Raw genomic sequence first — 15,157 nt, 5'->3', positions numbered from 1 at the left:
GACTAATAAGAATCTACTTAATCTCTTTTTGGATTTCTTGAACACTTTTATTCCCCCCAGATGCTATTTGATAGAAAAGGAGACTTACTTAACAAAGGAGTAAAATCAATATTTTGCAAGCTTTTCTTTTTTTGTTATGTAAGCGCTTCTTTAATCTTATATTATTACACCTGTTCGTACATGTCAACAACTTTGTATAAATATTTTTGTACAAATTTACACAATGGAATTTATATGTACGTACGTGTGTGGTTTTTCTTCAATTATACGACGTTTTTCTACCTTTTTCTCCAATATACCATTTATGAACTTCTGGTGATTAAAAAATTTAGAAAAAAAGACCAAAATCCAGAAATTCATAGATTTTGGTCTTTTTTATCTATCCTTTTGTCTTTTACACATATTCATGTAAACCCACATGCTCATTCCAAAACTTTAACATCGTATAACGATCTCTTAATTTATGTGCTTTCCTTAAACTTTCTGAAACAAGTTCCGATGGTATACCAAGATCCGAAGGAGTAACTGCCCCTTGCAATGATTTAAGCATAGCAGCGATATCACTAGAATTAGGTAACGCTTTTAATACCTGAACTAGCTCATCTTGCTGTTTAAGTACTGCGTCTGCTTTATTCGTTGATAATTCTTGCAACTTATCGTCCGAATAAATAAGTTCTAACATCTGATTCTTATATAAATCTAGTACTAACTGAGTTGAAACCCCTACTTTTGCTCCATGAAGAACCTGTGTTTTAGCATTCTTTATAAAATCCATTTCCCAGAAATGTGAAAGATGATGTTCACCGCCCGATGCAGGTGATGAATGACCAACTAACAGCATGGCTAAGCCTGATTGAATGAGCGATTCCATTAGAATTTTTATTCCATCTTTCTCTGCTTGTATGATTTGTTCTACAGAATTTACACATCCATCTAGAGCTTCTTGTGTTAAACGTGCAGACAAGGGACAGTATGGCTCATCTGCAACAAGATGTGAAAACTTCCAGTCAGCTAAGGAGGTATACTTTCCAATCATATCAGCAAAACCAGCTGCAATCATTTCTTTGGGCGCACCTATAAGAATTGAAAGATCAGCAAATACAGCAAGAGGTGATTGCATTTGATACGTTAGCTTTACCCCCTTAATAATGACAGGGGCTCCCATTGAGTTAAAGCCATCAACAGAGGGGCTGTTGGAACAGAAATAAAAGGTTTGCCCATTTTAAAGCTAGCAAATCTAACAATATCATGAATTGTGCCGGATCCAACAGCGATGACAACATCAACATCCCGAGGAATACCTAACATAGCCTCAATTAATGCTGCTTCATCAGCGACAACATCTCCCTGAGCATTTGGTTGAAGAATCGATTTAGAGTTAGCAATGTTTGCTTCTCTTATTAGATTAGAAATCGTTTTTCCAACCACATCATCTGTATGTTCATCTGCAATAATCGCAACCTTTTTAAATTGTTTACTTTCTAAATATGGAACAACTTGCTGTAATGCTTGATCACTAATAACGATGTTATCAATTAAAATATCATAATGGTTATTTCCACATGTACATGCTTTTGATTGATGTTTCAGCTCATTTAACGTAATCATTTTTGTTCCCCCTAACATTTTATTACATCTTGAAATCATTATATGATTACTTGTTTTCTCTCAGCTGCTGGTCTAGATACTGTAGAAGTAGATTTTCTTATAACTAACTTAGGATCATAAACCTTTTGCTTATTTTTGAATTCTTCATTCTCACGTTTTTCTACTGCATCAACAATCCATTTCGCGGCTTCTATTCCCATATCTGTCTTTGGATGTGTGACAGTTGTTAATTTTGTCTCAGAAGCTTCTGCTAAGTATGAATCATCATATCCGACAATAGACATTTGTTCAGGAACTTTAATTTTAAGGTCTCTTAAAAGGTTTAATACCTGTAAGGAAACTTCATCATTGTAGCAGACAATTGCTGTTGGTCGAGTAGAGGCATCTTGGAGAAGAGTCATCAATTTATAGATAAAATCTTTTTCTTCTGTTGTGTATGTTACAAACATGTCTGGAAAAAAAGGGATGTTGTTTTCTCTAAATGCGCGAATAAACCCTTGCATCCGATTTAATCCTTGTAAATCATCGCTCTTGAACAAGCCTATGATTTTCTTATGTCCTTGTTTAATCAAATGGTCAGTCGCAATATAACCACCCTTTTCATCATCTAAAATAATGTTTACAGGATTTAGTTGTGGATAAAATTGATTAATCATAAGATATGGAATGTTTTTTTGTTCCATTTCCAAATAATAATGTAGATTTGGATTGTAGCTGCTGCTTCTAGTCGGTTCCACTATTAGTTTCCATCAATATTATGATTAATCATCGTTTCAATGCATTGCTTTTCCTTTTCAGGGTCATTGTCAGTACAAGCGAATGTTAGTGAATAACCCCGTGCTGTTAAGTATGATTCAATTCCTTTGATAATTGATGGGAAGATATAGTCAGAAATATAAGTGGTGATAACACCGATCGTTTTACCGGCAGCATCTCTTCTCGATTGTGGCTGTCCCTGAATTAATTGGGTCGAACAAAAAGTTCCAGCTCCTTGTTCTCTATACAACCAACCGTCATGCACGAGATCACCTACTGCTTGACGAACTGTATGTCTACTAACCTCGAACATTTTCACCAATTCATTTTCTGAATAAATTTTCTCTCCTGGCAAAACCTTACCATTAACAATCCATTCTTTAATTTTTTCCTTGACCATGCCTACCTTTGTTTGCTGTGCCATTATGTCACCACTTTCAGCTTGTATGTTTCTCGTTAGACTCATTCGTACAACTAAAGTTATTATACAACATAAACGTACAAATTTAAAATAAAACAATAATATATTCAATTTTTGTATGGATAAATTGTATGATAAGCAATAAAGAGGACTGGTTAAATTGACTATTTTTAGCCAAAACCAGTCCTTTTTCATCTTTTTAAAATGGATTACTAATCATTCTTATGCCATATATGCCACCAGCTATTTTTCCTTCAGTTGACACAAACTTCACTTCAATCTTTTCTTTTCCTTCTGTTAATGAAAAGGGTATAGGATATACAACATCAAATAGTTTATCAGACTTTTGACCTTTAAGTGTTTGTCGTACAAGTTCTGTATCATCTATCAATATATGAAAATCTCTTTCATAAGCTTTTCCATCTAGATGTAAAATTCGATCTCCTCCGAAGTAAGTAATATGCAAGTACATCTCAATTCCAGGATCAACAGTTAACTCATAGCTAAAATACCCTTCATTACGACTATCTCGAAAGCCTCTATGAACAAGGTTTAAATAGCCTGAATGAGAATTTACTGTTTTGATCGCATGATCCACTTCAGGCTGTTGCTCATTCGGTTGGACAGCATCTATTGTGATGCTGTCTAGTTTCTCCGCTTCGCTTTGTTCTTTATTTAAAAACTCAACATATTTTTCGTTGTCCATTACATCCCAGTACAATGTATACCTTTGATGATGAAGAGCATAAAAAGGGATAAGTGTCATCTTAAGATTCCCTGGTTGTCCGATTGCCTCTGTTTCAAAACATAACGAGGAACCTTCAATTGGTTTGATCACTTTTGTTAGATCTTTTTCACCCGTTACAAGAGTTGGAACATCGATCAATGGGTGATTATTAAGCTTTAAATGATCATCCAGTATATCGCTCTCAGGGAATTTTTCTGTTCCTAACGCTCCTGCCAGGACGATAGGACCGTACATAAATGCCAATTTTGTTTCTTCATCTTTGGATTTGTAAGAATGAAGGTTCATTGGAATAAGCAGTTCAATTACATCTCCATCTTTCCAACAGCTACTTACTTCAAGGTATCCTTTATCCGCTCTAGCAATTGTTTGTTTGCCATTAATAGTTGCAGTTAGTTCACCAGATATCCAATATGGTACGCGAATCTGAAACGTCAATAACTCATCTTTTGCTCCTACAATCGTTAGCTTTGATATAGGTGCATCAGGAAACTTTGTTTCTTGCTTAATGACTATATTTTTATCTACTAGTTGTATTTCAGAAGCAATAAATAAATTTACAAACAATTGATTTTCTACCTGATGATAAATGCTTCTTGTATATCTTGCAGGGTTTTCCATTCCAGTCCCCGTACAACACCAGAAAGAATCATCATGTGAGCAATAAACCTTAAAATGACCCGGCTGAGTTGATACAAAGTATGTTTTCATTCCTGTCTCTGGATCCTGCGATGCTAGAATATGGTTATATAGTGCTCTTTCATAATAATCCATATATTTTGATTGCTGTGTCCATTTAAACAAGTGCTCAGTCAGCTTCATCATATTATAGGTATTACATGTTTCGGTTGTTGTTATCCCAAGCTCCTCAGAGTTCTCAATACCAAAATGTTCATTTTTTGAATTCCCACCTATTACATATGAGCGATTTTCAGTGACTTGCTCCCAAAAGAATAACGAAGCATCTCGATAATATGCTTCTCCTGTGATTTCATATAGTTTTGCTGCACCGATTACTTTTGGAATTTGTGTATTTGCATGTTTTCCCTCAAGTTCATCAATTCCTTTTGATAAGGGATCTAAAATGGCGTTATGGCAGAATCTAATGGCAAGTTCAAGGTAATCTTGGTTACCCGTAACTAAATAAAGATCTGCCATTGCTTCATTCATTCCGCCATGCTCACAAATTAACATTCTTTGAAATTCTTCATCTGTTAAGTTATCTGTTCCTTGTTTGGCCCAATTCGCTAGTTTCAGAACAATTTCTAACGCCTTTTCATTGTGACAAATAGTATACACATCAATAAGACCTGCATATATTTTGTGGATGCTGTACCACGGCACCCATGAATTCCCTAGGCTAAAATGCGATACTTCAAAATCCCCGCCTGCAAACACTCGATCATAGCAATCTCTTGGAAATCCACTAACATATCCAAAGGGATCCTGTGCTTGAACATAGGCAAGTTCATCTACAGCGTAATCTAGTTTTTCTTTTAATTTTTCATCTCTAGTAACCGAATACATGGTTGCAGCTGCTGATAGCCAATGTCCAATCGAATGACCGCTAATGCCCATTGTTTCCCATCCACCATAGCGAGGTTTTTTCGGAGTTAATGAAGCAGCAACATAACAAGACGCAACAAGTCGATCTACATCTAAAGAAAGGAGAAACTCTTTTCCAATTCTTTCTGAATCTTTAAAAATACCATCTAAAAGCCTAACATTACTCATTAAACGTCACCTCTTATCATTTTTTTGAAGATTTTTTCGACAACTTTAAATGATACTACTACTCTATTTGTTTATTTTTAAAAGTATTGAGGCATGAGGTGACAAATCATAACGAATCTCACTGTTAACGGATGCTAACTGCCTTTTATTCCATAAATCTCTTGGCTGAACTTCCTTGGAAACGTGTAGCTCGTCAAGTGAAATAGAAACCGTTTGTTTTCTATCAGATATATTAAAGAGTGCCACATAAATTTCGCTATCACCTTCTGCAGTCCAAACAATTTTGTCATTTTTGCGATATACCTGTCGGGCACTATGACTTGTTCTATGCATGTTCAGTACTTCTTCATTTGTAAGTAATGACATTGTCCAATCATCGTTATCTCTTAATTCTCCACCAAACATCAGCGGGGAGCGAAAAATAGACCATAGCGTCATCATTGTGATTTGCTCATCTTTTGTAAATCTTGTAAATCGGTCACTTGCTCCACCATCAACAGACCGAATTCCAATATGTCCTAGTGGCAGCATGTCGGCATCAGGCCAAAACCCTGGACCCCTATTTTTACTCCATTTATAGCATCGATCGAACATGTTATATAAAAGCTCCCAAAGGTCCCAATAATCATCTGTCATTCTCCACATATTTGCATTTTCTTCTAATAAGCTTGCATGCTCTAGTGGAGCAGGTCCAGGTGACAAACTTAATACCATTGGTCGTCCGCAGCGATCGATTGCTTTTCTAATCATTTTAATTTCTTCTGTATGTGTTCCGTAAAGTTTCGAATCGGCAATATCGTCTACCTTAACAAAATCGACTTCCCACTCAGCATAAAGCTTAAATAAGGAATCATAGTATTCTTGCGCACCTTCTTTTGTTTCGTCTACACCATACATGTCTGTATTCCATGGACAAATAGAGTTAGGCTTTGCAATATCCCTTGCTGTTTTATCACTACCAAGTATGTTTGTATTTTGATGAACAGCTTGTCGAGGAATTCCTCTCATTATGTGAATACCAAATTTCAAACCAAGATTGTGTATGTAATCTGCTAACGGTTTAAAGCCGTTTCCATTATCAGCAGACGGAAACCTATTAACCGCCGGCACTAATCTTGAATATTCATCCATTTCTAACGGAACAAACGGACGATAAGCAGAAGAAACAGCTCCAGGCTCTGACCATTGAATGTCCACCACAACATACTCCCATCCATATTGAAGCAGATGCTTCGCCATGTAATCAGCGTTTCCTTTCACCTCATCTTCTCTTACTGTTGCACCGTAACAATCCCAACTATTCCAGCCCCATTGGAGGTGTTAATGCATATTGATGATGATTCAATTTCATCCATCCTTTCGAAAATAGTAGCTATTAGTTGAAAAGGTATAACCTCTTGATGATGAGAAGTTATACCCTTGTTAAAAAACTAGAAAAAGTAGATTATTAGTTTGTTATTTTCTTTTTTCTTTTAAAAACGATAAATAGCCAACGCCCAAAACTAAAATTAATCCACCTATCATTGCTAGATTTAATGCATTCATAGCAGTAAATGGTCCATTCTCACCATCATTTTCTACCTGGCTTCCCCAAATAGAAATTCCCTCAGATGATTGTGCAGTAAACGTCATACGATAACTCTCTGATGTTGGCTCCCATTGCCGCACAAATACACCATTGTACGTTTTACCATCTAGCTGCAATACTGCCTCATGTTCTCCATCTAACTCCCATGTACCTTCAGCTTCACCAGTAATCGTGCCATCCTTATTGAGATTTACGGAAACTGATTCTTTTATATCTGAGCTAATATCCTTACCGTGGTTAATTAAGTGATAATCACCGTTTAGCTCTGATTTTTTTACTGTTTCTAACTCTTCCCTTGCATAACGATATGGTGAAACCACCGGCCAGCCTTGAGAATTCATATACATTTTGTGCACGCGCACCTCATGTTGTTCTCCTCTTTCTGGGAAACGAGTATGAAAGATTAAATATTGCTCCCCTGTTTTTTCATCATAGTAAACAGAATTATGACCTGGTGAAACATATCCAGTTCCAATTTCATCCTCTTTACTTTCAAATAAAAAGTTTCCCATTAATTTCACACCGTAGGCTCAATTGAGGCATCATCGAATATTGGAAGTGATGGATCCGCTTTTACATGAATCATGTCGTTTCCTTCTGCATCCACGTAAGGTCCATCAGGGTTTTCAGACCTAACAACTCGCATGTTGTAGCCCCTATTGCATCAAGGCCACCAAATGATAAATACATATAATAATAGTCAGTTTCTTTGTTGTATTGTATATATGAAGCTTCTATTCTACTGTGATTTCCTCCAAGGAGCTTCTTACCATATCCTTGATCTGGCAGAGGCTTACCTGTTTTTGGATCCATTTCCAGAATGAAAATTCCTCCTGAATAAGAGCCATAGGTCATCCACAGTTTTCCATCCTTATCAAAAAATGTATCAGGGTCAACTGCATTTGGATGAACAGTTGCATCGTAAATTGTTCCATCTTCACTTTCTTCGTCCCACATTCCTGATTTAAGAATAATGCCAGAGTCTTCATAAGGTCCTTCTACTGAGTCAGCAACTGCCACTCCAAGTGCTGAGCGTGGCGAATCACCTTTACACGCATTGTAATACATGTAGAACTTACCATCCTCAAGCTGAATAACATCTGCAGCCCATAAGGTATCTGATTGAGACCATTCAAACGTTTCTTTCAATTCTTCTACAACGTTTTCAAATAATGGATTTGCGGGATTCACTTCAGATGAGATTTGCTCCCATTTCATAAAGTCTTTTGTTTTTGCCGCAGCTAAATGAGATCCAAATATATAATAAGTGTCATCTACCTTTAATACAGATGGATCATGTACAGAAACTTCTTCAAAAACAGGAACTTCACTTGCCTGAACTTTATTACCTGAGGTAATGGCTGTTCCTGATATAACAAGACCAACTGCACAAAATAACACTAAAATTCTTCGATAAATTGTCCTTTTCATTCTCCCCTTCTCCTCTCCCTCTTATGATGAAGTTACATCATCTTGTATGAACATGCTTAACATTCTACCTTTCAAAACAATATTGCTTTTTAGTAGAAATTACTTTAACATCCTTATATGTAAGCGCTTTTCAATATCTTTTTAATCTTATTACACATATACGTACATGTCAATTTATTTCGTTTATTCGTATGTACAAGATAAACAAAAAAAGAAGCTTCAATCCTTATGTAAAGATTGAAGCTTCTTCTCATTAATTAAATATAAATTCTGCCGGATGAACAGGAGAATACACTGCCATCCTATTGCTTGATCAGCAGCCATTTTGATTACTTACTTTAGTTCCTTCCATTTTTCAATCATCAATTCTGCTTGATTTGTTAAAGTTGATTTAGCATTTTCAGTAATAGAATCTTTCTTCTTATTATGATCTAGTTGTTTAACAAACTTCTCGATAAACTGAATACCTTTTTTATAAGATCCTTTCTCTGCATGATGCTGAGCTTGTTTTAACGAATTTTTTAATTGTGATTTAACTGATCCATTTATTCCTCCGTTTTCAATAAAGAGATTTAATGTGTGGTTCAGCTCATTTAGTTCACCTGGCATATTTATCTCTGGTACTGAAACCTCTTCCCAGTTAGTATCCGAAGCAAAATAATAGCTGGTATAAGATGGTTGATTATAACCAACGTTTTGCCACGCGATTCCAGTCCGATATTGTGGATCATGCATGAGTGTGTGTAGCTTGCGATCTGTCACCTCTGTACTTAAGTAAATTCGAATTGACTGACTATCTTCTGTTCGAACTAGAAGTTCTTCTCTCCAGTCACCGAAAATATCAGCAACTAACGATGGATTTCCTTTCGTGTAATTGTTTGTTCTTGTACCAGAAGCTGTTAGCACAGTTCCCTTTAGCCAATCATCTATAGTTGGTGTATTTTCAATAGCTCCATTTATAATTTGAGTTGTCATATTAGCAGCCCATTTTATATTCATATTTGTTCCAGGGGCTTTATCATTAATCTTTGTTCCATCCGCTGTCCACAAGCCAACTGCCCAAGTCTCTAAGCCTTTTTGAGTTGGATCAACATCTCCAACCATCCCTCGGCCAGTATCTTTACCAGTATAGCCGCCATATATCACTTCACCAGTTTTAGCATCTCTTAACGCATAACCATATGGCGCATATCGTCCACCTTCATGAACCATAAAGATCTCTAATCCCTCTCGGTTTGGATCAATATCAGCAACATGCAGTGCATCACCGTGACCCAGACCTGCCGTTACTCCTGGAGTTGCACTTTCTTCTGGCATGACATCACTTGAGCTATATAATAGTGAACCATCATGATCGATCGTAGATGAGCCATAGATAATTTCTTGTTTGCCATCTCCGTCTACATCTGCTGTACTTAATGAATGAGCACCTTGTGTAGTTAAGGAACCAAACTCCTCACTCGTACCAAGACGTCCATGTGGTCCATCGTTAAACGGATTTGTCATTGGTGTCCAACCGCTATCAACATCCCATACTTCTTTAAGATGTTTACCATCCCAAGTATAAGAAACCATTGTTGCTCTTGTATAATAACCTCGTGAGAAAATAGCTGCTGGATTTTTTCCATCCAAATAAGCAACTCCCGCTAAAAAGCGATCAACCCGATTTCCTGGCTCGATCCGTGACATTGCATAATCGCCCCACATAAGTCCATCATCATGGCGTTCATGTTTGTAACGGATGGTTTCCATTTCTTCTCCTGTTTCACCATTAAAAACGCTCAAGTATTCAGGACCTTTTACAATAAAGCCTTCGAAGTCTCTTAAATCATTACGACCGCTTCTACTAGGAGCATATTCATCAATAAAGTAGTCTGCTAAACTTTGAGCATCCTCTGTAGAAAGTGGATAATCATATTGCTTTTCGATTCCAAAGCATTCTTCCAACGTTTTAGGCCAGTTACCATTTACAACTTCTTCATGGTTATGCCAATTTTTAAACATCTCTACTACGTGATTATAATAGTCTTCACTACTCATTCTGTAATCATCTGAGTTGCTATAACCGGCTTTTTTATCTTCTTTTAACATTGTAATAAATTTCTCGGATTTTACTTTTCCATCTTTATCATACTGAATCACTTTCGTACCTGGAGCTGTTTTAAACATTAATTCAGACTTACCGTCTCCATCAAAATCGTAAACTAAAAACTGAGTGTAATGTGCTCCTGAACGAATGTTAACACCTAAATCGATACGGTAAAGCAATGTTCCATCCATCGTATAACAATCTATATAGGTATTACCTGTATACCCCTTTTGTGATACATCCTTTGAGTTTGTTGGATCCCATTTCACAAAAAACTCGTATTGTCCGTCACCATCAACATCACCAACACTCATATCATTTGCGTTATAAGAATAGGATTCTCCACTAGGAGTAACTCCATCTGCTGGCTTATTTAGCTTTAAATCAAAATAGCTTTGACTCCAAGCCGTTGCTTCTGCGCTTTGATCGATTTCTTTTCCATTTTGAACTGCTTTTACATAATATTTCGAGGATGATGCACCAGTTTTATCTACAAAATTCGTACTATCTTCCACAGTGGCAATTTTCTTACCATCTCGGTAAACATTAAAATTTACTCCAGTTAACCCCTTATCGGAATAACCATTAACTTCTGTCCCCAAAAGGCGCCAGCTTAAAAAGATTCCTTGTGATGTATTTGCGGCAACCAGTCCTCTATCAAGGTACTCTAGTTGAACTCCGTTACTTTGTGCAACATGTTTATTTGCCTTAGAAGATGCAGCCGAAGCATCACTTTGTAATCCTGTTAAAAGAAGGGGTGTTGCCAGTGATAACGTTAATAGTTTATTTGTAATAGAACGTTTCCTCATTTTTTCATCACCTTTCGATAATTAATAGAATAAGTGTGTTGTAATTGAGGCAAGATGATTACGAATGAGTTAAGTATGAATATAATAGGATGTTAATCAGGTTTATTATTTGATATCATTACAACAAAACTTTTGCTCTGTGAATAACTCTGTTTTTAACGACAGTTACTACACGAAATTAACTAACCAATTCAACAAAACCAACCTTACCTTCACACCTCCTCATTAGAAGTGAGTTCAATAATGTAACCCCTTACATTATTGAACTCACTGATCGTTAAATCTCTTACAGTGTAATCCAAATACTATAGAGAAAACATGTAAATAACAGGGTTAAACGTATAAAAAACAGTGATGATCATAATAGGAAAACGATGATTTTTTTATAAGTAATTCGTATGTACCTAGTATTTTTTATAAGAGGTAAATATGTACTAGGTGCCTGTCACTTCCCGAAGTTTGTCAGTATTTGTTATCTGGCAAAAACCAAAAAGACGCTCACTCTCAAAAGAGGTGAAGCGCCTAATTTCGATCAATTATGATCTTGTTCTAGCAGCTTACTACCTAATCCTTCATCCGTTAATTGCTTTGTCTTATTCGTTAGAAGCATAACCTTTTTTTCCTCAGGATTTGTTAGATATTCCTTTTCCCAGTTGTAAAATGATGGTCCATCGCCATACATCCTTATATTTCTTTGAACTGTTTCTAACGTATATAAAGTTAACGTCACATTTGTTAAACAATCATTATCGTAAAATCCAACCCACTTCTCATTCATGGGCTCTTGCATGATGTTTATTGTTTCTTTTATTTCTTCTATCGCCTGATGAAGAAGTAAATAAGCCTCTCGATACTCTTTTTCTTGAAACATTTCAAATGCTCTAGAAAAATAGTAGAGTGCAAAGCAGCCATTTTTATGAATCAGCACTTGAATAAGGAACTGATCATTGATTCTTTTTTGTTCTATACAATCTGCCTCTTTTACTAGTTGGTTAACATTTTTAGTTAACGTGTCCCACTCAGTAAGTTTTGACTCTACCTTTTGCTTAAACCATTTAAATTGCTCTTTTATCTCAATTTCTCCTGTGGCCCACCATAAATTTTTACCACTCTGTTTTCCGTGAGAAACAATCCATTGATGGGCAAGGTTACGAATTGTAAAATGATAAAATTGCTCCCCAAGCCCGTTCATCATCAGCAAGTCCGTACTGAATAATAGCATCGAAATAGTCATTTATATTCCGACTCATTTCATCACTATAGGCAGGATAATATCTAGTAGCAAATTCGTCTAAAAATGCACCTCTATCCACTCTATCTTTATTCCACATGCGGCTAACGAAATCCAGAAAATAGATATGAGGTCTAATATTCCCACAGTTCACAATTAAAAATTCACACATCTGAGAATCAAATGCCTCACCTAACTCACTATTAACAAAAGCTGTAGTGTTAGGAAGCATCGTTAAATGGTTTGAAGCTTGCAGATCATAAAAGGTTACATGATAGTAAATGCCATGAGGACCCAGATCATGCTGCTCGGGAATAGAAGGGATTCTAGGATTAAGATTTCCTTGTCTTCTAGACACCATTTTCCCATATCCGCTGTCAATCCATATTTTGATCACTCCTGGCGGTAATTCTAGCAATCCTTTTTTGTATAATTCTGTTATCTCACCGTATAAATTTACACAGCAAATTGGATCTTTTTGATATTGAGCAATCAATTCGTATTGATCGCTCATAATCTTAGAAATGAGTGCTCCTCGTTTCTCGTCTGTATCAAACGTAGGATCATCAATTTTCAGAAAGGACGATCACCTTGCCCTCTAAAGCCGATATTCCAAACGACCTTATCATTTTGCTGCTGGATAATTGCATCCTTCCATAATTCCTTAAATAAATCACCATTCTCACTATAAGAAGGATTTTTATCAGGATACACCCTAGAAAACATATGAGCTCCTAGGGGCTCTGCATGGTGATGTGTAATCCAAAGTTCCCCATCTTCCTGGCTATATCTTTATAGATAGGATTTTTGATGTCTGTTCCTGGAATGACCATATTTCCATTGCATCTTAGCAATGCCTCAAAAGCCATTTCCCATACGTACGTGTTGGATTGTTGATATTTCCACGTTGAAATAAGGACTTCATCATTGATAAACCAAATTTCCCTGAATCTAACCTTTGCCACTTCTGATAAATACGGAACAGCTCTTATCTTAACGTTTGCTTTTGGTGGAGGTTCACAATCATTCCAAAACCAAAACTTATCAACACCCAGATATGCTTCACTTATATGAAGGATAGCATAGATTATTCCTAATTCATCTGCAGAAATGACGCTCATTTGTGACAGATCATCAGAAAACTGAATGGAGAACTGCTCTTCGTTTAGGTTGTCATGATTCTTTTCATTTAGTTTGAATAAAATGGTCGTTTGTTCCTCACCAGTTTCTGCTCGAAATACTTTGTTTTTATCTCGGATCAACACATTTAAAAAATACTCAATACTTTCGAGTTTTGGACCATCATATTCAAAACAAGTTTCTTTATTGAATAGAAAGGATGTACCTTCAATCATAGACTGTCCCACTTTAAATAAATTTCACCCTGGTAAATAATCCTTCGTGTTTTTTAGCATCTCATCAAACAGTTCCTCCGCTTCTTCGCGACTAACTGTTAGCAACGGCTCGTTCACAAATGTATTCAATGCCAGCTGTTTATCTTTTGTCAAAGCGGCCTGCAATGCAGACTCTTGATTTAACACATGACGGTGAACCATATTGTGAATATCTAGTGGAAGCCTCCCTGCAAACACAGGTTGAACTGTGTTATTGCGGAATAATGCATTTGTTTCTACAATCGCCCCTAAAGGTAACCCTTCAATTTGGCCTTTATTAGGATAATTTACGTTCGTGACAACTTCTTCTACTCCTAACAATGCTAAAATAATCTTAACCCCTTCTTCTCCTGAAGAATTTATCTCAAACTTGTGATTCCCTTCAGCTAACTCCTCATTTTCACTGATTCTCTTTTTTAAATTCTCCTTACGAAAATCAACGGATGTTAGATGAAACTTCCAGGAAGACACTGTTTCTGGATCTTTTAGATAAATAGGTGGCATAAATTCAGCTAAATGACGATCACCAGCAGCTGCTATAACCCCATTTTTTAAACAAATCAAATTTCACTCGTTGGCAGGATGAAAAAACACTGTTCTTCCAGCTTCCTTCTTCTTTTTCGAAGCCCGTTTCAGCATACTTTTCTACAAACTGCTTATAATACGGTATTAAGTCAATATTTTGATAGCTTGCTTGATTCACCCATGTAAAATGATTGATTCCAAGAACATTTACTTTAATGTCTGAACGCTGTGCTACCTCTTCGTTTAAAAATTCCTTTACAACCTCTGCTAAAAGACTTTGGGTTTCAAATACTTCATGACAGCAACCAAATGCTTTAATTTCCGGAAACACCTCGTAAAGTGTACGAGTACAAAGTGACATTGGGTTCGTATAATTAATTACCCATGCATCTGGTGCATGTTGCTTAATAGAATTTGCTATTTCAACGTACATTGGTATTGTCCGAAGTGCTCTAACGAAGCCACCAGGTCCGACTGTATCGCCAACAGATTGATAAACACCATATTTTTCAGGCGTATGAACATCAGATGCCATTTCCTCAAAAGAACCAGGTAAAATTGATATAATAACAAAATCACTTTCAGACAGTGCTTCTTCCATAGTCGAAACAGCTTCATATTTCCAATTACTCTTTGCTTCTTCAAGCTGTGAAATTTGATTTCCGATTTTTGCGTTTTGAACAGCAGCCTCATAGTTTATATCATATAGAGCAACTTTACCTGAAATTCTACTTTCTAAAGCAAGATCATTCATCAAACTTCGCGCCCAGCTCTTTGAACCTCCACCGATATAAGCAATTTTAAGTGTATGTAGATTTGTCATATT

General features: G+C 36.3%; 6 protein-coding genes and 5 pseudogenes. All 11 read right to left on the bottom strand.

Going from position 1 to position 15,157, the window contains the following annotated elements:
- Positions 1-394: 394 nt before the first annotated feature.
- A pseudogene (locus MVE64_RS20200) lies at positions 395-1,608 on the bottom strand (sn-glycerol-1-phosphate dehydrogenase).
- Positions 1,609-1,646: 38 nt separating this feature from the next.
- A pseudogene (locus tag MVE64_RS20195) lies at positions 1,647-2,788 on the bottom strand (substrate-binding domain-containing protein).
- A 196-nt stretch (positions 2,789-2,984) separates the two neighbouring features.
- The gene (locus tag MVE64_RS20190) at positions 2,985-5,264 is read right to left on the bottom strand and encodes a glycoside hydrolase family 127 protein (protein WP_247340689.1); all 2,280 of its coding nucleotides are present in this window, start codon (positions 5,262-5,264) and stop codon (positions 2,985-2,987) included.
- A 63-nt stretch (positions 5,265-5,327) separates the two neighbouring features.
- Positions 5,328-6,609 (bottom strand): annotated as a pseudogene (locus tag MVE64_RS20185) (glycoside hydrolase family 27 protein).
- A gap of 110 nt (positions 6,610-6,719) precedes the next feature.
- Positions 6,720-8,283 (bottom strand): annotated as a pseudogene (gene abnB / locus MVE64_RS20180) (arabinan endo-1,5-alpha-L-arabinosidase AbnB).
- 333 nt (positions 8,284-8,616) lie between these two features.
- Positions 8,617-11,181: a rhamnogalacturonan lyase gene (locus tag MVE64_RS20175; RefSeq protein WP_247340672.1), complete on the bottom strand. Its 2,565-nt coding sequence runs from the start codon at positions 11,179-11,181 to the stop codon at positions 8,617-8,619.
- 532 nt (positions 11,182-11,713) lie between these two features.
- Positions 11,714-12,376: a hypothetical protein gene (locus MVE64_RS20170; protein WP_247340670.1), complete on the bottom strand. Its 663-nt coding sequence runs from the start codon at positions 12,374-12,376 to the stop codon at positions 11,714-11,716.
- Complete coding sequence (locus MVE64_RS27535; RefSeq protein ID WP_281730512.1) at positions 12,330-12,983, bottom strand: glycosyl hydrolase 115 family protein; 654 nt, start codon at positions 12,981-12,983, stop codon at positions 12,330-12,332. The genes MVE64_RS20170 and MVE64_RS27535 overlap by 47 nt, the downstream gene beginning before the upstream one ends.
- Positions 12,984-12,985: 2 nt before the next feature.
- The gene (locus tag MVE64_RS27530; RefSeq protein WP_281730399.1) at positions 12,986-13,138 is read right to left on the bottom strand and encodes a glycosyl hydrolase 115 family protein; all 153 of its coding nucleotides are present in this window, start codon (positions 13,136-13,138) and stop codon (positions 12,986-12,988) included.
- 8 nt (positions 13,139-13,146) lie between these two features.
- Positions 13,147-13,767 carry a glycosyl hydrolase 115 family protein gene (locus MVE64_RS27525; protein ID WP_281730398.1) on the bottom strand — a complete coding sequence of 207 codons (621 nt, stop codon included), beginning with the start codon at positions 13,765-13,767 and terminating at the stop codon, positions 13,147-13,149.
- Positions 13,768-13,791: 24 nt separating this feature from the next.
- Positions 13,792-15,154, bottom strand: a pseudogene (locus MVE64_RS20160) (family 4 glycosyl hydrolase).
- Between the last annotated feature and the right edge of the window lie 3 nt (positions 15,155-15,157).

It is taken from the genome of Metabacillus endolithicus, assembly GCF_023078335.1.
Classification (GTDB): domain Bacteria; phylum Bacillota; class Bacilli; order Bacillales; family Bacillaceae; genus Metabacillus; species Metabacillus endolithicus.
This window is presented reverse-complemented; position numbering and strand designations above follow the sequence as displayed.